Consider the following 19,878-nt stretch of genomic DNA (forward strand, 5'->3'; position numbering starts at 1 on the left):
CCGGTGACTGCTTGATTGGGCGGTGGTCTTTAAAAACGATCGCTGGCGGCATGGGCCGCCATCGCGCCATATTCATAGAGTGCCTCACGCGCAGACTTGAGTGGTGCCCGTGCAGGCTCGGTCAGCGGCAAGGGCATGTCCGCCATATCGATCTGCCCCAGAATCAAACGCGCCAATTCCCGGCCTAGCACCGTGCCAGGTGCGATGCCCCGGCCGTTGTAGCCGCTGATGCTGACGGTATGGCGCGCCAACTGATGCAGTCTGGGCAAGGCATCGGAAGTCATACCGATGTGCCCGTACCACTCGTAGTCAAACTCCACACGGCCCAATTCGGGAAACAATCGGGATAGCGCCCTGCGGCCCCAGTTTTCGTGGATGCGCGTGCCCACGCCGCGCAATGCGCCGACGCTGCCAAAGATCAGCCGTCCGTCCTGATCCAGACGAAACGAGGACAACATCTTTCGGGTGTCCCAGGCTCCTTCGCCCTTGGGCAGAATATGAGCGTACTGGCGCTTATCCAAGGGACGGGTGGCCATATTGAAATAAGGCAGACGAATCTGTTGCCGCTGCAACTCGGGCCAGATATCCTGGGTATAGGCATCAGTGGCGACAAGCACCCAGCTTGTGTCGATCTTGCCCTGATCCGTCCACACCTGCCAATGCGTGCCCCCATCGTTGACAGCTCTGACGCGGCTATGGGTGTAGAGCCGCGCCCCCGCTCGCACGGCGGCCTGGGCCAGCCCCCGCACATACGCCAAGGGCTGTATCGTTCCGGCGCGATGATCAAGCAGGCTGCCCCTGTACGCCGCCGTTCCCAGCGCCCGAGCAGTGGCATCGGCGTCCAGCAGCTCGACGGGCGCACCCAGCTGTTTCCATTGCTGCCAACGCGCCCGGATCTCGCGAAAGCCGGCGGCGCCAACCGCGCAATGCAGCGTACCATTGCGCACCGCCTGACACTGCATGTCGTGCCGCTGCACCAATTGATACACAAGATCGGGGGCATGATCCAATATTCGCAACAGACGCGGCCCATACACCGGCCCCAGCAAAAAAGGCAAGGACTCGGGCATAAGCCACAAGCCCGCATTCACCAGACCGACATTGCGCCCCGAGGCACCAAAGCCCAATTCCTGCGCTTCCAGTACGGCCACCCTGGCCCCGCCCTGGCTCAGGTGCAAGGCCGCCGACAGGCCCGTAAAGCCCCCACCGATCACCAGAACATCGACCGCGGGCTCCCCTACACCCAGATAAGACGTGTCCGGCCCCGGCGGAGCGCTGTCTGCCCATAATCCGTGGCTGCGAGGGTCCTGGTTCATGGCCGCTCCTTCCATGCCCAGCCAGATGGGCCGATGCCCACAGTGTAGCGCCAGACAGCTGGCCTGCACGCCACGGCAAACGCCTGTGCGCTTATGCACAGGCTAGGGTTTTCGATAGGCCCTTTTGAGCTTAGCGATGAAATAATTTACCGGATCAGGCACATGCCGTGAGCAGGCAGCCGCACGCTGCCCTCGCGCATCGGCCCAGCCTGTCTCGCTGATAGCCAGGAGCCCGTCATGCCATCCCTGAACTGCCCGTCCTTGGCCCACGCCTGCCATGCCTTGCTGCGACAGTTAGGCGTGCCGGAAACCGAACACCAAGAATTCGACGGCACGCCCGTGCATACCCCCATCGACGGCACGGTCATCGGACACGTCCGGCCCTTGTCCGTGGGTCAAATCCCTGTCCTTATAGAGCGTGCCCACGATGCCAGCCTGCAATGGCGCGATGTGCCTGCTCCCCAGCGCGGAGAACTGATCCGTCTATTTGGCCAGGAACTGCGCGCTCATAAAGAAGCGCTGGCTTCACTGGTTACCCTGGAAACGGGCAAGATACTTGCCGAAGGCCAAGGCGAAGTCCAGGAGATGATAGACATCTGCGACTTTGCCGTCGGGCTCTCCCGCCAACTCCACGGCCTGACCATCGCCAGTGAGCGCCCCGGCCACCGCATGATGGAAACCTGGCATCCGCTGGGTATCGTGGGTGTCATTACCGCCTTCAACTTCCCGGTGGCCGTCTGGTCCTGGAATGCCGCCTTGGCGCTGGTGGCCGGCAATGCCGTAATCTGGAAACCATCGGAAAAAACACCACTGACAGCACTGGCGACCCAAGCCCTGTTCGAGCGCGCGCTTGAACATTTTGCGAAAGCGCCCCCCTATTTAAATCAGCTTGCATTGGGCGACCATCGGGTGGGAGCCGCGCTTGCCGATAGCCATAAGATTGCATTGGTCTCGGCCACCGGCAGCACCCGCATGGGCCGCGATATCGGGCCACGCGTGGCGCAACGCTTTGGCCGCGTGCTTCTGGAACTGGGCGGCAACAACGCCGTTATCGTGACTCCCAGCGCGGACCTGGATCTGGCCTTGCGCGCCATTGTCTTTGCTGCCGTGGGCACGGCCGGCCAGCGCTGCACCACGACCCGCCGCCTGATCGTGCATGACAGCATCCAAGATCGCTTGCTGCCCCGACTGCAGGCCGCCTACGGCAAGCTGCGCATCGGCAATCCGCTGGAGCCACAAACCTTGGTGGGCCCTTTGATCGATAAAGCAGGTTTTGACGCGTTCCAGGCCAGTCTGGTCCAGGCCAGAGATCAGGGCGGACGACTATTAGGTGGCACGCGCATCAACATCCCACAAGCGCCAGGCGGTTACTATGTACACCCGGCCATTGCGCACATGCACGCCCAGACCGACATCGTGCGTCAGGAAACATTCGGCCCTCTGCTCTATGTGCTCACCTACCATGATCTGGACGAGGCGATCGCGCTGCAGAACGATGTGCCCCAAGGCTTATCGTCGGCAATATTCACGACCGACATGCGGGAAGCGGAACGCTTTCTGTCGTCCAGCGGATCGGACTGCGGTATCGCCAATGTGAACATCGGCACCTCGGGAGCGGAAATCGGTGGTGCCTTCGGGGGCGAAAAGGAAACAGGCGGGGGGCGCGAATCAGGCTCGGACGCCTGGAAAGCCTATATGCGCCGCGCCACCAATACGATCAACTACTCGCACGAACTGCCCCTGGCGCAAGGCATCAGGTTCGAGATATAGGCATGCCTTGCATCGAACTTCAAGAGCATGCGGTGGGCGATCTTCGTTGCGACCGGCTTCAGGCAAGGTGCTGACGTCGCTGTTCATACAGGCATAAAGCGGTGGCAATCGCTACGTTAAGCGATTCCACACCGGGAGCCTGGGGGATGAACAGACGTTGGGTGGCCAATGCAGCCAGCGCGGGGCTGACGCCCTGCCCTTCGTTACCGAACACCCACACGCCTTTGTCCGGCAAGTTCGTGTCGTACAGATCGGTAGCCCCTTGCCCCAGCGACGTCACCAGCACAGGCAAGCCTGACGTGGACAAAAGCTGCACCCCATCGACCTGCTCGTGCAACTGAATGGAAAAGTGCGCGCCCTGGGCGCTGCGCAGCACCTTCTGGGACCAGACGCTGGCGCACCCTGGCGTCAAATAGACGGCCTCCAGCCCCACGGCGACAGCCGTGCGCAAGACTGTGCCCACATTGCCGGGGTCCTGTACCTGATCCAGCAACACCGCCCGCATGCGTGGCGGCGTCCAGGCGGCGGCGCGCGGCACGCGCACGACAAACCCCACGCCTTGCCCTTGCCCCACTTGCGACACGCCGTTCATCAACGCCGCGCTGAAGGTGACGCAGACACGGCCCGGCAAAAAGCGGGACAGCTCCAGTAGTTCGTCCGTGTGGCGGTCCATCTCAAACACCGCCAATTCCGGCAGTCCTCGATGCTCCAGCCACATCTGGCACAGGTGCACCCCTTCCAGCCACACCAGTTGACCGTCTCCAGCCGGCTCCCGCTTATCATGCGCCAGACGCTGAACGCGCTTGAAGAGCGCGTTGTCCTTGGATTCAATCAAGCGCATGGGAAGTACCTAACAGGATTTGGCGTACTGGAGCAAAACTGCGGCGATGCGCCTCGCACGCGCCGTGCTCGGCCAGGCGCTGCAGATGCAAAGCGGTTCCGTAGCCTTTGTGTTGATCAAAACCGTATTCGGGGAAACGGGCGTGTAAATCCATGCAATACGCATCGCGGGCCGTCTTGGCCAAAATAGATGCCGCCGAGATGGCAGGCTGCGTGGCATCGCCCTTGACCAAGGCAATGGCCGGACAGCAGAGTCCGCCCGGCACTCGATTGCCATCGACCAGTGCCTGAACCGGCTGGATCGCCAGTGCATTGCAGGCGCGCTGCATGGCCAGCATGGCGGCCTGCAAAATATTGATGTCGTCGATTTCCGCGACGCTGGCGCTGGCGATCTCCCAGGCCAGCGCCTGTTCTTTGATCTGCCCGGCCAACGCTTCCCGGCGTCGCGCCGTCAGCTTCTTGGAATCATTCAGGCCGGCAATAGGACGGGCCGGGTCCAGAATAACGGCTGCTGCAAAGACGGGGCCGGCCAAAGGGCCGCGGCCGGCTTCGTCAAGACCGGCAATCAAGCCAACGACGGTCTGGCTCTGAAAAAGATCAGCTTGCATGCCGCCCCGCCAGATCCAGAATGACCTTCGCGGCCAGAGCCGGCGTATCGCGGCGCAGTTGTTCGTGCATCCGTGTGAACGTCGCCTCGATACGCGTGACATAGTCTTGGTCGGTCAAGGCCTTCCAGCATTCGCGGGCCAGCTTTTCCGGCTCGGCATCCTGCTGAAGCAACTCGGGCACCACAAAGTCGCGGGCCAGCACATTAGGCAAGCCCACCCACGGCACATACGGTCTGTCCTGCCCGGACTTCCAGCGTATGATGCGCTCCATCATGGGCGTCAACACATAGGAAATCACCATAGGGCGCTTGTACAACGCTGTTTCCAGACTGGCCGTGCCGCTGGCCACCAGCACGGCATCGCTGGCTTCCATGACGCTCCAGGCCGCCGGGCGCACGATACCTTGCGCATCGGGGCTGCGTATGCCGGGCGTATCGCCATCCACCAGGTGCAGATTACGCACCGGGCACTGGGCCAGCGCCTGTTCGAACTCCTGCCTGCGCTTGGCATTGACCATAGGCACAAGAATTGTCAGACCAGGATCTTGTTGCTGCAAAATTTGCACGGTCTTGAGAAAGCGCGGTGCCAGCAGGCGCACTTCCGAAGAACGGCTGCCCGGCAGCACCCCCAGCACACGCCCGACGCCATCCAACCCCAAACGACGACGCGCATCCTGTTTGTCCGGCTGCATGGGAATATTGGCCGCCAGCGGATGGCCGACATAGGTTACCGGTATGCCTTCTTTTTCGTAGATCTCGGTCTCAAAAGGGAACAAGACCAGCATATGCGAGACGGCTTCGCGGATTTTATGGATGCGTTCGTAGCGCCAGGCCCAGATGGACGGCCCCACGAAATGCACCGTGGGCACGCCACTTTGGCGCAAACGCTGTTCCAAACGCAGATTAAAGTCGGGCGCGTCGATGCCGACAAAGACATCGGGCCGGTGCCGCAGCCAATGGTTGCGCATGCCCAGATAGGTAGAAACCAAGCCGGGGATGCGCTTTAAGGCCTCGACATAGCCAAAGACGGTCAAGGCATCCATCGGATAATGCTGCCGGAACTGTTCGGCGGCCATTTCCGGGCCGCCTATGCCTTCGACCTGCACATTGCTCTGGCCATGTCGCAAACCTTTGATGATGCGGGCCGCCAGTAGATCGCCGGAAGGTTCGCCGGCCACCATGCCGACGGTCAGGCCGGATAAATGCTTACCCTGCGCCGCAGCGGTTTGCTGCTGGCTGACGTGGGAGACGGCGTCGCGCCCTGCCCCATCCGGCTGGACGGGACGCGCGCCCAAAGGGCTTGTCATGGGCGCGATATACCACGGCTGGAGCTGTTCAGGAAGTCCACCATGATCTGGATCGCTGCCACCGATTCGGGCTGGGCCTGCTGCAATTGCCCCATTTCCTGCACGGCTTGCTCGATGGTGAGCTTGCGACGGTACAAGAGCTTATAGCAATCCTTGACCGCGGCGACCGCCTCGGGCGTGTAGCCGCGGCGGCCCAAACCTTCGCTATTGATGCCCACGGGCCGAAACGGATCGCCCGCGCCGATGACGTAAGGGGGGATGTCCTGCCGCACCGAGCTGGTGCCGCCCACCATGCTGTGCGCACCGATGCGCACGAATTGGTGCACCGCGGTCAAACCGCCCAGGATGGCCCAATCGCCGATATGAATATGCCCGGCCAACTGCACGCTGTTAGCAATAATGGTGTGGTTGCCCACCTGGCAGTCATGCGCGATGTGGACGTAAGCCATGATCCAGTTATCGTTGCCCACACGGGTAACGCCCACGTCCTGGATGGTGCCGGTATTGATGGTGACGTATTCGCGCACCGTATTGCCGTCGCCAATTTCCAGACGGGTCGGTTCGCCGGCGTATTTTTTATCCTGCGGCACGCCGCCAATCGAGCAGAAACGGTAAAAGTGATTATTGCGGCCTATGGTGGTGTGGCCGTCGATCACGCAGTGCGGCCCCACACGAGTGCCGGCTCCAATCGTCACGTTGGGCCCGATAATGCTGTAGGCACCGACTTGGACATCGTCGGCCAGTTGTGCACCGTCCTCGATGATCGCCGTTTCGTGTATACGCATAAATTACTCTTCCAGTTGACGGATGGCGCACATGATCTTGGCCTCGGCGACAACCTGGCCGTCCACCAAGGCGCGTCCGGTGTACTTGCACAAGGCTCGACTGATGCGATCGGCCACCACTTCCAGGCGCAATTGATCGCCCGGCAGAACGGGTTTGCGAAAACGCGCATCGTCCACGCCCACCAGGTAGTAGGCCAGCTTGTTATCGACCTTGGCGTAAGGGTCTTCGGGATCGGTAAACGAAAACAGCGCCGCCGCCTGGGCCATGGCTTCGATGATCAGCACGCCCGGCATGACCGGGTGGTGCGGAAAATGGCCGGTAAAGAAGGGCTCGTTCATCGACACATTCTTGATGGCCACGATGCTTTTGCCCGGAACCATTTCCAGCACGCGATCGACCAGCAGCATCGGATAGCGATGAGGGAGACGATCCATGATTTGTCGAATGTCGAGTTCCATTTTTCTTGTCCTGCTTATTTCTGGTTATGTGTATTTCGGGATGAATCGGCCGGCACGTCCGCCTGGCGCTCCAAGGTGCGCAAGCGACGGCGCAGGCCGCCTAGTTGCCCCAGTACGGCGGCGTTCTTTTGCCAGTCCTGGTGCGCGGCATATGGGTACACGCCGGTATAGCGCCCCGGTTCGTTGATGCTGGAGGTAATCGCCGTGCCGCCGGAGACATGCACATCGTCGGCCAGACGTATATGACCGGACAGCATGGCCGCCCCTGCAATAGTGCAGCGCGCGCCAATCTCGGTAGACCCGGCTACGCCGACGCAGGCTGCCATCGCGGTGTGATCGCCCACCTGCACGTTATGCGCAATCATGATCTGGTTGTCCAGCTTGACCCCGTTGCCGATGACGGTATCGTCCAGCGCCCCGCGGTCCACCGTGGTGTTGGCTCCGATTTCGACATCGTCGCCAATACGCACGCGGCCTATCTGGGCGATCTTGGCCCACGCGCCGCCGCCCTTGAGCGGATCGGGTGCAAAGCCGAATCCGTCCGCACCCAGCACCACGCCGGAATGCAGCACGGCCCGCGCGCCTACATGCACGTCATGATAGAGCGTGACCCGCGCATGCAGCAGACAATCCTGGCCCAGCGAGGAACCCGCGCCGATCACGCAATGCGCGCCCAGGCGCGAACCGCGACCGATACGCGCGCCCGCCTCCACCACGCAGAAAGGGCCGATGGACACACCCTCGCCAATCTGGGCGCTGGGATCGATAAGCGCGCTAGGATGTACACCCTGCGCCAGTCCAGCCATGCGCACCTGGTCAAAACGCTGTGCCAGTAAGGCATACATCAGGTAGGGTTGGGAACAGAGCACGGGCACAAAGGCCGGCTCGAAATCCAATGCGGCGTACACATCCGACGTCAGAATAACGGCCGCCGCCTGCGTGCCGGACAGCAGATCCTGCAATTTGGGGTTGGACAGGAAGCTGATCTCCTGAGGGCCCGCACAAAGCAAGGAGCCTAGGCCCCGGATCGGGGGCATAGGCTCCTGTTTGCCCTCAGGCAAGGTGCAGTCCAGTCCGGTCTTGTTGATCTGTTGTACCAGTTCAGGCAGGGATACTGCCTGTTCGGCGCTCAGCAATACCGGCATGGTGCATCAACCGCCCAATGCTTTCAGAACTTCTTCGGTGATGTCCACGCGCGGGCTGACGGTGACGGCATCCTGAATGATCAGATCGTAGCCCTGGGATTCGGAAATGCGCTTGATGGCGGCATCTGCCTTTTCCACAATGGCCGAAAACTCTTCGTTGCGGCGACGGTTGAAGTCTTCCTGGAATTCGCGGCGCTTGCGCTGCAGGTCGGAATCCAGGTCGGCCAGTTGACGCTGGCGCTTGACGCGATCGGTTTCGGACAGCACGGGGGCGTCCTTGTCGAACTTCTGGGCTTGCGAACGCAGGTTGTTGGCCAGCTTTTCCAGTTCTTCGTCGCGGCGCTTGAACTCTGCTTCGATCTTGGTCTGCGCGGCCTTGGCTGGCTTGGAATCGCGCAAAATACGCTCGGTGCTGACAAAACCGATCTTGGTCTGAGCCTGAACGACGGGAGCCGCCGCCATGGCGCTGACACCCAGTGCAGCAGCCAGAACCAGCGCTTTATTGCCGCGCGACAAATCACGGGCGATTGTTGTAAGTTTCATTGCGATGTTTGACTTCATGAAAAATCTACCTTGCTAATTAGGCTGCAGAATAGAGCAATTGTGCCACTAAACACGGACATCAGAAAGCGGTACCGATCTGGAACTGGAAAGCCTGCTTGTCATCGCCTTCCTTGGCCCGCAAGGCGCGACCGTATGACAGTTGCAAAGGACCCAGCGGCGACTGCCAGGACAGACCCAGACCGGCCGAATACTTCCAGCCGCAAGGATCTTCGGAGAGGCGATCCGGGCGTCCCATCGCGCAACCGCCGCTGGTGTTATCTACCTTGCCGGCATCGGCGAACAGGAACCAGCGCAAGGTGCGGTCGCGGGTCGCACCAGGGAACGGCAGGTACAACTGAGCGTTGGCAACCATGCGGCGCGAACCACCCAGGTAGTCGCCCGTCAAGGTATCGCGCGGACCCAGCGACGCGCCTTCGTAGCCGCGCACCGATCCTATGCCGCCGGCATAGGAATTCTTGATGACGGGAAACTCCTTGCTGCCGTAAGCACGGCCCCAATCGATGGCACCGTTCAGGGCCAGCGTATACGCGCGGCCCAGCGGGATGTAGTGCTGATGGCTGGCGCGCAGCATGTAATAGCGCAGATCCATCGTGCCCAAGTCGCCCGACAGGCTGGTCAGGCTGCCCTTGTTGGGGGCAATGGCGCTGTCCCGGGTGTCTTTGGACCAGCCCAGGTTAAAGATGAAGGTATTGGTGCGTTCGCCGTATTCACGCACATAGTTCTGGTACGCCATAGGCGTATATTGCGGACTCAGGCGCGAGAGCTTGTTCTGCTCGAAGTTCACACCCATGAAAATACGGTCGAACTCGGAGATCGGCACACCAAAGTTCAGCCCGGCACCGATAGCCGTATTCTGGTAGTCGCCCCAGGCGTCGTTGGTTTCGTACGGCGTGGTGCGGCGGTAATAAATGGAGGTGGTCTTGCTGATGCCGTCGCGTGTCCAGTACGGATTGGTGTGACTGATGACAGCGGCGCGGTTAACCTTGCTGGTGTTGACCTGCAGCGACAGGCTGTTACCGCTGCCGAAGATATTGTCCTGGCTGATGCCGGCCGACAGGATCAGCTTATCGGTGGAGCCATAGCCCACGCCCAGGTTGATCAGGCCGGTGGGTTTTTCCTGAACGTCCACATTGACGTCCACCTGATCGGGAGAACCGGGCACGGGCTTGGTGTTGACGTCCACCTCGTTGAAGTAGCCCAGGCGGTCGATACGATCGCGCGAGAACTTGATGCTGGACGAATCGTACCAGGCGGCTTCCTGCTGGCGCATTTCGCGGCGCACGACTTCGTCGCGGGTGCGCGTATTGCCGCCCACTTCGATGCGGCGCACATACACGCGGCGGCCCGGGTCCACGTAAAAGGTCAGGTCGGCCGTATGGCCTTCGCGATCCAGCACGGGGTTGGGGTTGACGTTGGCAAAGGCGTAACCCAGGCTGCCCAGGTAGTCGGTAATCGCCTTGACCGTGGCATTGGTTTTGTCGGCGGAGAACACTTCGCCGGCCTTTTGCTGCACCAAAGGAGCAATCTTTTCGTCCAGCCCCAGCAGATCGCCGGCCAGCTTGACATTGCTGAGCGTGTAAGGCTTACCTTCGTGCAGGGTCAGCGTAACGAAAATGTCTTTGCGGTCGGGCGAAATAGACACCTGCGGCGGCTCGGCCGAGTACTCCAGGTAGCCGCGGTTCAGGTAGAAGGAGCGGATACGCTCCATATCGCCTTCCAGTTTTTCGCGCGAGTACTTGTTGGTGCCGGTGTACCAGGTCATCATGCCCGAAGTGGTCAGCTCCATCTCGTCGAGCAGATCGCCCTGCGAGAACGCTTCGTTGCCCACCACGCGAATTTCTTTGATCTTGGCCAGCTCGCCCTCGAAGATATCGAAGCTGACACCCACGCGATTGCGCGGCAACGGCGTGATGATGGGCGTGATCTCCACCCCATACTTGCCTTTGGACAGGTATTGCTGCTTGAGCTCGAATTCGGCCCGCTCCAGCATGGAACGGTCAAACACCCGGCCTTCGCCAAAGCCCACCTGGGCCAGCGAGGTCGTGATGCCCTTGACGTCGAATTCGCGCATGCCATTGAAGGACACCGAAGCAATCGTGGGCCGCTCTTTGACGTTGACGATCAGCACATTGCTGCTGGTATCGATCTGCACGTCGCTGAAAAAGCCCGTGGCATACAGACGCTGGATGGCGTCGGCGGCCTGCTCTTCGGAGAAGGACTCGCCCACCTTGACAGGCAGGGACGAGAACACGGCGCCGGGATCGACCCGCTGGATGCCATTGACCTGAATATCGCGCACGACAAACGGTGCGAATGCATTCGCCAGGGCAGGGGCAAGGAGGCTTGCCACCAACACGGGCAAGACGCGCAACGCAAAAGTGGGTTTCCGGCTAAACGACATCCTGGACAATCCTTGGTCGGTCAAATGGTTGAAAATTGTATGCCACACGCCGTCAACTGAAAAGGCGGGTGATGTCATTAAAAAATGCGATGCTCATCAACACGGCCAACAGGCTGATGCCGATGCGCTGGCCGATCATCATCATGCGTTCTGAAGCCGGCTTGCCACGGACAGCCTCGATGGCATAGTACAGTAGATGGCCGCCGTCGAGCATGGGAACCGGCAATAAATTCAACAAACCAATGCTGATGCTGATCAGGGCCAAGAAATTCAGGTAGGCGATCAAGCCGATACGCGCCGTCTGACCCGCATAGTCCGCAATAGTAACCGGCCCGCTGACATTGCGCACGGAGACCTCGCCGGTGACCATACGCCCTATCATCTTCAAAGAAAACCAGAACGTCTCGGCGGTGCGCACAAAGCCACGTTGCACGCTGTCCACTGGGCCGTAGCGCACATGGACCATGTCGAAATCCGGCCCCAATTGAACGCCGATGCGCCCCTGCTGCACGCCATTGACCGCCTGCGCCCGGGGCGTAATGAACAAATGCTGTAGCTGACCGCTGCGCAGCACGTCCAAAGCCAGCGTCTGGCCGGCCGACTGCTGCACCCGCTCGACAAATTGCACCACACCAGGCGAATCCAGATCGCCCAGCTTCAAAATGACATCGCCTTCTTGCAAGCCGGCCTGTTCACCGGCGCTGTCCCGAAAAACCTCTTGGACCAGGGCACGCGGCGGCATCAAGGCCAGACCGGCCTCGGCCAGCAAGTCGCGCTCGTCCGGACTGATCTCCCCGGCCGGCAACAGCAAGCGTCGTTCGCGCTGCCTATCCTGCGCGTCTTGCACCGTTACCGTCAGTTCTCCGCCCGAGGACAACGCTTCCATAAACTCCCAGCGCGCCTCGCCCCAGGAACGCACGGGCTGCCCATCGATGGCGGTCAGGCGATCTGCCTCCTGAAAACCCGCCTGGGCTGCCGGCGTGCCCGCGGCGGGCTGCGCGATAACGGCGGCAGGCTCCTGTGCGCCCAGCAGGCCCACCACTGCATAAATAACCACGGCCAATATCAGATTGGCCATAGGGCCGGCCAGAACAATGGCGGCACGCTGCCACAAAGGTTTGTTATTAAACGATTCTTGAATCTGATGTGGCGTTGCGTCAGGCGGCGGGTCGTTCTGCATGGCCACATAGCCGCCCAAGGGCAAGGCGGACACGGCCCATTCGGTGCCGTGCTTGTCGGTGCGTCGGTACAGCACCTTGCCGAAACCGACAGAAAAGCGCTCCACCCGCACGCCGCAACGGCGCGCAACCCAGTAATGACCCAGCTCGTGAAAGGTTACGAGCACGCCCAAAGTTACCAGAAAGGCCAGCAAGGTGTACAACATGTAAAGTCCTGTCAGGGGCCAGGTGCCCTGCGGCAATAATCCAGCGCAATGGAACGGGTTTCGCTATCCAGATCCAGCACCGCGTCCAGCGCGTCCAGCGTCTGGGAGGCACGACCGTTCAAGGAATCCAGACAGTGTTCGATCACCTCCGGAATCTGAGTATAGCGAATCTGCTCACCCAAAAAGCGGTCAACGGCAATTTCATTGGCCGCATTCAGGGTCACGCAGGCTGCCTGGCTGCTGCGCAGCGCCTCGTACGCCAAGCGCAGACAAGGAAAGCGCAGCAGATCGGGAGCTTCGAAATCCAGACGCCCCATCGTGGCCAGGTCGAGCAGGCCCACGCCGCTGGCCAGACGTTCGGGAAAGCCCAGACCATAGGCAATGGCCGTGCGCATATCGGGTTGGCCCAATTGCGCCATGACCGAGCCGTCGATGTACTCGACCATGGAATGAATGACGCTTTGGGGATGAATGACCACCTCGATCTGCTGAACCGGCACCGAGAACAGCCAGTGCGCCTCAATGACCTCCAGACCTTTGTTAAGCATCGTAGCCGAGTCCACGGAAATCTTGCGGCCCATGCTCCAGTTGGGGTGGGCGCAGGCTTGCGCCGGGGTCACGGCAGCCAGATCTTCCAGGGGGCGCGAACGGAACGGCCCGCCCGAGGCGGTGACCAGCAGACGGCGCAACCCGGCAACGGCTTTGCCTGGCTCTGCCGGCGATTCGCCTGCCAGACATTGGTAGATGGCACTGTGTTCGGAATCGATAGGCAACAACTGTGCTCCGCCTTGCTGAACCGCCTTCATAAAGACGGAGCCGGCGGCAACCAGCGCTTCTTTATTGGCCAGCAGCACGCGTTTGCCCGAGCGTGCTGCCGCCAGCGCGGACGGCAGTCCGGCCGCGCCGATAATGGCGGCCATGACCGTCGTGACCTGCGGATCGGAGGCCGTATCGACCAGGGCTTGCTCGCCCACGCGAATTTCCGGCACCGCTGCCCCACCCTGCCAAGCAGTCAGAAAGCGTTGGCGCGCCGCCATATCCGGCACAACCACGACCTGCGCAGCGCAAGAACGCGCCTGTTCGGCCAACAGTTCCATGCGACTGAAGCCGGTCAGGGCATAGACCGCCATGCGATCAGGATGGCGTTGAATGACGTCTAAGGTGCTGACGCCAATGGAGCCGGTGGCCCCAAGAACGCAGACATGCTGGAAACTCATAGTGTTTTACTGGCGCGGCAGCCCGATGATCCATGCTGGATCAAGACAACCACGCCCCTCCTAGAAGCAGTGCCAGCGGCGCGACAGGCAGCAAGGCATCGATGCGATCATAGACCCCGCCATGCCCAGGCAGCAACTGACTGGAGTCCTTAACACCGGCACGCCGCTTGAGCAGCGACTCGAACAGATCGCCCACAATGGAAATCGCGGCCAGCACCACACCCAATACGGCGGTCGCCACCCAGCCCCAGCGTGCAACCAGATCCGCACCAAAACTGCCCGGCCAAAACCCACTGCCCACCATCCAGGCCGCCGCCGCCGCCATGCCGCCAAACGCACCGGCCCAGGTCTTGCCCGGACTGACTTTAGGAGCCAGCTTGGCCTTGCCAAAAGCCCGGCCGGTAAAGTAGGCGGCAATATCGGCCACCCAGATCAAGACCAGTACCGACAAGACATAGACCACGCCTCGGCCCTGCAACAAGGCATACAGCGCGGCCCAGGCCGCCACCGGCGCGGCCACGCCCATCGTGCACAGAAAAGCGGTCTGGGCGCGGTGCTGAGCCTGACCTTGCAACACCAGACCGGTAGCACCCAGCAACCAGGCCACGACAATCGCTGGCACCAACGCACGATAGACCAGATCGGCCGCCTGGCCATGCAGACCGCCGATTTGCCAATACACGCTTAACCAGGCGATCAGCGAACCGGCCAGTGCCGCAATGGGCCACGCCCAGCGTTGCTGATCCGCAGGCAGACTAAGGCGCTGCCATTCCCAGCAGGCCAAGGTGCTCAACAAGCCGAAAATAGCCAGCAAAGGCCATTGCACCGGAGCCAGCATGGCTGCCCCTAAAATCAGGAGCAGCACGATGGCAGTAATGACGCGCTGTTTGAGCATAGGAATCCCTTTTTCAGGAGGCGGAAGAATCCAACACCTGGGCGCTGGTGCGGCCAAAACGCCGCTCACGTCCGCGGTACCACTCAAAGGCCTCCTCGAGCTGGTCGCGACCGAAGTCCGGCCAATACACATCAGTGAAATACAGCTCTGTGTAGGCCATCTGCCAGATCAGGAAGTTGGAAATACGGCGCTCCCCGCCCGTGCGGATAAACAAATCGGGCTCGGGCGCGTAGGCCATCGCCAAATGCGGACTGAACAAGGACTCGTTCAGTTGTTCGGGATGGACAGCTAATTGCGGGTTGGCCGCGATGGCTTTCTGCGCGGCCTGCAAAATATCCCAGCGACCGCCGTAATTGGCAGCGATGGTCAAGTGCAGGGTATCGTTGTTACGGGTCTGTTCCTGCGCCTGGGCAATCAGCTGGCGCAGTTCGTCGCTAAAGGCGGACAGATCGCCCACGACATGCAAGCGCACGCCGTTTCTTTGCAGCAGTGCGACTTCTTTTTGCAGCATTTTGACAAACAGACGCATCAGCATGGACACTTCGTCTGCCGGCCTGCGCCAGTTTTCCGAGCTGAACGCAAACAGAGTCAGGTACTTCACGCCCATTTGCCCGCAGGCCTCGACCACACGCCGCACCGCCTGCACGCCGCGCAAATGGCCCGCTGTGCGGGGCAGCATGCGGCGCGTTGCCCATCGGCCATTGCCATCCATGACAATGGCCAGGTGGCCAGGGACTTGACTATGCACCGGGGGGATGCGTTGGGTAGAACTGAATGGAATCACCTAGCCACCTGTTGCGTGGTCCTTAGACCGTCATGATCTCGGCTTCTTTTTGCGTGATCAACTTGTCGATCTCGGCCACGTACTTATCCGTCAGTTTCTGGACCTCGTCCTGGGCACGACGCTCGTCGTCCTCGGAGATTTCCTTGTCCTTGACTTGCTTCTTGAGTGTATCGTTGGCATCGCGACGCAGATTACGGATAGCCACTTTGGCATCCTCGCCTTCGCCACGCACCACTTTGGCCAGATCGCGGCGACGCTCTTCGGTCAGGGCCGGCATGGGCACGCGAATGCTGTCGCCCATGCCAATAGGGTTCAGTCCCAGATCGCTGTCGCGGATGGCCTTTTCGATAGGACCGGCCATGTTCTTTTCCCAGACCTGTACATTCAGGGTGCGGGCATCGACCACGGTAATGTTGGAGACCTGACTGACGGGTACGGGCGAACCGTAGTAGTCCACCTGGACGTGATCGAGCAGTCCCGTGGTGGCACGGCCAGTGCGGATCTTGGCCAGACCGGTCTTAAGGGACTCGATGGACTTGCCCATGCGGGCATCGGTCGATGATTTGATCTCGGAGAGACTCATGGACTAGATTCCTATAACGTTAGACGTGGACCAAAGTGCCCTCGTCCTCGCCGGAGACCGCGCGCGTCAAGGCACCGGGCTTATTGATGGAAAACACTTTGATGGGCAGTTTCTGATCGCGGCACAGCGCAAAGGCCGTGGCGTCCATGACTTCCAGACGACGCACAATGGCCTCGTCAAAGCTGATGCGGGCGTAACGGGTGGCACCGGGGTCTTTGTTGGGATCGGCGCTGTAAATGCCGTCCACCTTGGTTGCCTTGAGCACGATTTCCGCGCCCACTTCCGCACCGCGCAAGGCCGCTGCCGTATCGGTGGTAAAAAACGGATTGCCTGTACCGGCCGCGAAAATGACGACCTTGTTTTCTTCCAGGTAGCGCAGGGCTTTGGGACGGATGTAGGGCTCGACAACCTGTTCGATGTTCAGGGCCGACTGCACACGGGCATCCAGGCCGCGATGCTTGAGCGCATCCTGCAAGGCCAGCGCATTCATGACAGTGGCCATCATCCCCATGTAATCGGCCGTCGCGCGATCCATTCCCTGGGCACCGGGCGCAATGCCACGGAAAATATTGCCACCGCCGATCACGATCGCCAGTTGTACGCCCAATTGGGCCACCTGAGCGATTTCCTCGGTCATACGAAGAATGGTGCTGCGATTGATGCCGAACGAATCCTCGCCCATCAGCGCTTCGCCGGAAAGCTTGAGCAGGACGCGTTTGTAATGAGGGGTTGTCATGGTTGGGATTCCAAGTGACGAAAGACAGGGGAAGTGTAAAGCAGCAGGGCAGGCACCGCCACTACGGTGCCTGCCCTGCAAGTTCAAGCCCGATTAAGCTTGACCGGCGGCAGCGGCCACCTCGGCGGCGAAGTCTTCAACACGCTTCTCGATGCCTTCACCCACGACGTACAGGGTGAAGCCAGCGATGGACGCCTTGTTTTCATTCAGCATCTGCTGAATGCTTTGCTTGTCGTTCTTGACGAAAGGCTGGTTCAGCAGCGTAACTTCCTTCAGGAACTTGGCGACAGCGCCTTCCACCATTTTGGTGACGATGTCGGCAGGCTTGCCCGACTCGGCAGCCTTCTGGGCGGCCACGGAGCGTTCGGCTTCGATGTCGGCGGCGTCTACGCCCGAGGCATCCAACGCCTTGGGACGGCTGGCGGCGATGTGCATGGCCAGATCCTTGCCCACTTCTTCGGCACCGGTGAAATCGACCAGAACGCCGATCTTGCCACCGTGGATGTAGTTGGCCAGTTGGCCGCTCGTTTCGTAGCGCTGGAAGCGGCGCACGGAGATGTTCTCGCCGATCTTGCCGACCAGGGCGGAGCGCACGGATTCAACGGTACCGTCGGCCAGTGGCAATTCAGCCAGGGCAGCCAGATCGGCAGGGTTGTTCTTGGCAACCAGTTGGGCGACCTGATCGATGAAACCGATGAAGTCCTCGTTCTTGGCCACGAAGTCGGTTTCGCAATTGACTTCGACGATGGCACCGGTCTTGGCGTCGTCGGCGATGAATACGGTGACCAGGCCTTCGGCGGTCACGCGGCTGGCGGCTTTGCTGGCCTTGCTGCCCAGCTTCACGCGCAGGATTTCTTCAGCACGCGCCATATCGCCTTCGGCTTCGGTCAGTGCTTTTTTGCATTCCATCATGGGCGCGTCGGTTTTCTCGCGCAATTCTTTAACCATCGATGCGGTGATTTGAGCCACTGTTTTCTCCAATTCTGTAGAACGTGCTCCGGCAAGCCGGAGCGGTACGAAATGCAAGTCTAGCGACCGGCCATGACAACTTTGCGCATGACCGGCCGCATCCGGCCGATTACTCCTGGGAGTCGGCGTCGACTTCGACGAATTCCTCGTCGCCAGCGATTTCTTCAACCAGACCGTTCAGGTTCTGTTCGCGGCCTGCCAGCACGGCGTCGGCCATGCCACGGGCGTACAGAGCGATGGCCTTGGCCGAGTCGTCGTTGCCGGGGATGACGTAATCCAGGCCCAGCGGCGAGTGGTTGGTATCGACCACGGCCACGACAGGGATGCCCAAGGTGCGGGCTTCGGCCACGGCAATCTTGTGGTAGCCAACGTCGATCACGAACAGGGCGTCAGGCAGGTTGGTCATGTCCTTGATGCCGCCGATGGACTTGTTCAGCTTTTCCAGTTCGCGCTCGAACATCAGCGCTTCTTTCTTGCTCATGCCTTCGGTGCGGCCTTCGGCCAGCTGGGTTTCCATTTCCTTCAGGCGCTTGATGGACGTTTTGACCGTCTTGAAGTTGGTCATCATGCCGCCCAGCCAACGGCTGTCGACAAATGGCATGCCGCAGCGTTCGGCTTCGGCCGCGACCAGTTCGCGGGCAGCGCGCTTGGTGCCCACGAACAGAATGTTGCCGCCGCGTGCAGCCAGCTGGCGCACGAACTTGGTGGCTTCTTCGTACTGAGCAACCGTTTTTTCCAGGTTGATGATATGGATGTTGTTACGCTGACCGAAGATGTACTGAGCCATCTTGGGGTTCCAGTAACGGGTCTGGTGGCCAAAGTGCACACCGGCTTCCAACATTTCACGCATCAAAGACATAAGTTTCTCCAAGGGTTTGGTCTTGTAAACACCCGGTATCCGGCAAGGGCCGCAGGCAAGCCTGCATTCCAGACACCCCGAGACGGATGTTCACGCGATTTACTACTAAGGTTGATGCCGCCCCACAGGGGACGCGCATAATTAAAAACAGGCCAAGGTGGCAAAACACACAGGTCAGCCTTTTAGCCAGCCTGCTGCTTTTTTGCTGTTTTTCTGCTGTTTTCGCAAACCGGCAAAACAAGCGCAAGACAAACACCGGGTGTATCCTAGAAGGACACAGCGGCCGTTTTTTGCGTTTCGGCGGTGTGCTGCTTGCCCACCACCCGCATAAAACCGATCTGCCCACTCCCTTGCACGTATCAGGCCAATAGGCCCGATCAACGCTAGGCGCGCTGCCGCAAAATTCACGAAAGCCTATAATTCTACTATTTTTCAATCGACCTGTTCAAGTTGCTATGAGTATTCTCGTCACAGACCCTTCCGACCTAGACAAAATGCGGACGGCTTGCCAGACCGCGGCAGGCATTCTTGATTACCTGACCCCCTTTGTCAAAGCCGGTGTCACCACGGCCGAACTGGATCGGCTGTGCATGGAACGCATCACGGAGCTGGGCGTCAAGTCGGCTACCGTCGGCTATGCCCCACCCGGCTACCCGCCTTTCCCAGGTTCGATCTGCACGTCGGTCAACCACGTCATCTGCCACGGCGTGCCCGGCGACAAGGTCCTGAAGAACGGCGACATTCTGAATATCGACGTCACCATCATCCAGGACGGTTGGTTCGGCGACACCAGTCGCATGTTCCACATCGGCGAACCCAGCATCCTGGCCCGCCGTCTGACCGAAACCACCTACGAATGCATGTGGCTGGGCATTGCCCAGGTCAAAGCCGGAGCCACGCTGGGCGATATCGGCCATGCCATCCAGAAGCACGCCGAAGGCCAGGGTTTTTCCGTGGTGCGCGAATACTGCGGGCACGGCGTGGGCCGCAAGTTTCACCAGGACCCGCAAGTGCTGCACTACGGCAAACCCGGCTCGGGCACCAAGCTGGAGGCCGGCATGATCTTCACGATAGAGCCCATGATTAACGCCGGTCGCCGCGAACTGCGCACCCTGGCCGACCAGTGGACGGTCGTGACACGCGATCACAGCCTGTCTGCCCAATGGGAGCACGCCGTGCTGGTGACTGATACCGGCTACGAGGTCCTGACCGTCTCGCCCGGCATGCCCGCCCCACCGGCCTTCATCAAGGCCTGAC

General features: G+C 60.6%; 19 protein-coding genes. 2 read left to right on the top strand and 17 right to left on the bottom strand.

From position 1 onward, the window contains the following. Positions 1-29: 29 nt before the first annotated feature. Positions 30-1,316 carry an NAD(P)/FAD-dependent oxidoreductase gene (locus tag AADW57_RS09630; protein ID WP_341666678.1) on the bottom strand — a complete coding sequence of 429 codons (1,287 nt, stop codon included), beginning with the start codon at positions 1,314-1,316 and terminating at the stop codon, positions 30-32. Positions 1,317-1,553: 237 nt separating this feature from the next. Between AADW57_RS09630 and amaB the strand changes: the two genes are divergently transcribed. Continuing rightward, on the top strand, positions 1,554-3,086 hold the full coding sequence (gene amaB / locus AADW57_RS09635) for an L-piperidine-6-carboxylate dehydrogenase (protein ID WP_341666679.1): 1,533 nt from the start codon (positions 1,554-1,556) through the stop codon (positions 3,084-3,086). Positions 3,087-3,144: 58 nt separating this feature from the next. On the opposite strand, the gene AADW57_RS09640 is transcribed toward amaB, so the two are convergent. From AADW57_RS09640 to rpsB, 16 genes are all read right to left on the bottom strand, one after another. After that, the gene (locus AADW57_RS09640; RefSeq protein WP_341666680.1) at positions 3,145-3,927 is read right to left on the bottom strand and encodes a TrmH family RNA methyltransferase; all 783 of its coding nucleotides are present in this window, start codon (positions 3,925-3,927) and stop codon (positions 3,145-3,147) included. Continuing rightward, positions 3,914-4,534, bottom strand: a complete 621-nt coding sequence (gene rnhB / locus AADW57_RS09645) for a ribonuclease HII (RefSeq protein WP_341666681.1) — start codon at positions 4,532-4,534, stop codon at positions 3,914-3,916. Before rnhB ends, AADW57_RS09640 begins: the two co-directional genes overlap by 14 nt. After that, positions 4,524-5,840 (bottom strand): lipid-A-disaccharide synthase, encoded by a 1,317-nt coding sequence (lpxB, locus tag AADW57_RS09650; RefSeq protein ID WP_341666682.1) that lies wholly within the window; start codon positions 5,838-5,840, stop codon positions 4,524-4,526. Before lpxB ends, rnhB begins: the two co-directional genes overlap by 11 nt. After that, on the bottom strand, positions 5,837-6,625 hold the full coding sequence (gene lpxA / locus AADW57_RS09655; RefSeq protein WP_341666683.1) for an acyl-ACP--UDP-N-acetylglucosamine O-acyltransferase: 789 nt from the start codon (positions 6,623-6,625) through the stop codon (positions 5,837-5,839). The genes lpxB and lpxA overlap by 4 nt, the downstream gene beginning before the upstream one ends. Before the next feature lie 3 nt (positions 6,626-6,628). Next, positions 6,629-7,084, bottom strand: a complete 456-nt coding sequence (gene fabZ, locus AADW57_RS09660; protein ID WP_341666684.1) for a 3-hydroxyacyl-ACP dehydratase FabZ — start codon at positions 7,082-7,084, stop codon at positions 6,629-6,631. Positions 7,085-7,098: 14 nt separating this feature from the next. Continuing rightward, positions 7,099-8,229 (bottom strand): UDP-3-O-(3-hydroxymyristoyl)glucosamine N-acyltransferase, encoded by a 1,131-nt coding sequence (gene lpxD / locus AADW57_RS09665; protein ID WP_341666685.1) that lies wholly within the window; start codon positions 8,227-8,229, stop codon positions 7,099-7,101. 6 nt (positions 8,230-8,235) lie between these two features. Then, entirely contained in the window at positions 8,236-8,790 is a 555-nt protein-coding gene (locus AADW57_RS09670; RefSeq protein ID WP_341666686.1) for an OmpH family outer membrane protein, read from the bottom strand. 61 nt (positions 8,791-8,851) lie between these two features. Beyond that, complete coding sequence (gene bamA, locus AADW57_RS09675; protein ID WP_341666687.1) at positions 8,852-11,194, bottom strand: outer membrane protein assembly factor BamA; 2,343 nt, start codon at positions 11,192-11,194, stop codon at positions 8,852-8,854. Between the two features lie 52 nt (positions 11,195-11,246). Then, positions 11,247-12,578: an RIP metalloprotease RseP gene (gene rseP / locus AADW57_RS09680; protein ID WP_341666688.1), complete on the bottom strand. Its 1,332-nt coding sequence runs from the start codon at positions 12,576-12,578 to the stop codon at positions 11,247-11,249. Positions 12,579-12,589: 11 nt separating this feature from the next. Beyond that, the gene (locus AADW57_RS09685; RefSeq protein WP_341666689.1) at positions 12,590-13,795 is read right to left on the bottom strand and encodes a 1-deoxy-D-xylulose-5-phosphate reductoisomerase; all 1,206 of its coding nucleotides are present in this window, start codon (positions 13,793-13,795) and stop codon (positions 12,590-12,592) included. 40 nt (positions 13,796-13,835) lie between these two features. Next, positions 13,836-14,690 carry a phosphatidate cytidylyltransferase gene (locus tag AADW57_RS09690; protein WP_341666690.1) on the bottom strand — a complete coding sequence of 285 codons (855 nt, stop codon included), beginning with the start codon at positions 14,688-14,690 and terminating at the stop codon, positions 13,836-13,838. 13 nt (positions 14,691-14,703) lie between these two features. After that, positions 14,704-15,471 (bottom strand): polyprenyl diphosphate synthase, encoded by a 768-nt coding sequence (gene uppS / locus AADW57_RS09695; protein WP_445819202.1) that lies wholly within the window; start codon positions 15,469-15,471, stop codon positions 14,704-14,706. Positions 15,472-15,496: 25 nt separating this feature from the next. Next, complete coding sequence (gene frr / locus AADW57_RS09700; RefSeq protein ID WP_341666692.1) at positions 15,497-16,057, bottom strand: ribosome recycling factor; 561 nt, start codon at positions 16,055-16,057, stop codon at positions 15,497-15,499. Positions 16,058-16,076: 19 nt separating this feature from the next. Further along, the gene (gene pyrH / locus AADW57_RS09705) at positions 16,077-16,793 is read right to left on the bottom strand and encodes a UMP kinase (RefSeq protein ID WP_341666693.1); all 717 of its coding nucleotides are present in this window, start codon (positions 16,791-16,793) and stop codon (positions 16,077-16,079) included. A 93-nt stretch (positions 16,794-16,886) separates the two neighbouring features. Beyond that, positions 16,887-17,762 (bottom strand): translation elongation factor Ts, encoded by an 876-nt coding sequence (tsf, locus tag AADW57_RS09710; RefSeq protein WP_341666694.1) that lies wholly within the window; start codon positions 17,760-17,762, stop codon positions 16,887-16,889. Positions 17,763-17,871: 109 nt separating this feature from the next. Next, a complete protein-coding gene (rpsB, locus tag AADW57_RS09715; RefSeq protein ID WP_341666695.1) occupies positions 17,872-18,621 on the bottom strand; it encodes a 30S ribosomal protein S2 in 750 nt (249 codons plus the stop codon). A 455-nt stretch (positions 18,622-19,076) separates the two neighbouring features. On the opposite strand from rpsB, the gene map reads away from it, so the two are divergent. Further along, a complete protein-coding gene (map, locus tag AADW57_RS09720; protein WP_341666696.1) occupies positions 19,077-19,877 on the top strand; it encodes a type I methionyl aminopeptidase in 801 nt (266 codons plus the stop codon). Position 19,878 lies beyond the last annotated feature (1 nt).

Origin of the sequence: Alcaligenes sp. SDU_A2 (genome assembly GCF_038237375.1) — a bacterium.
Lineage (GTDB): Bacteria > Pseudomonadota > Gammaproteobacteria > Burkholderiales > Burkholderiaceae_B > Alcaligenes.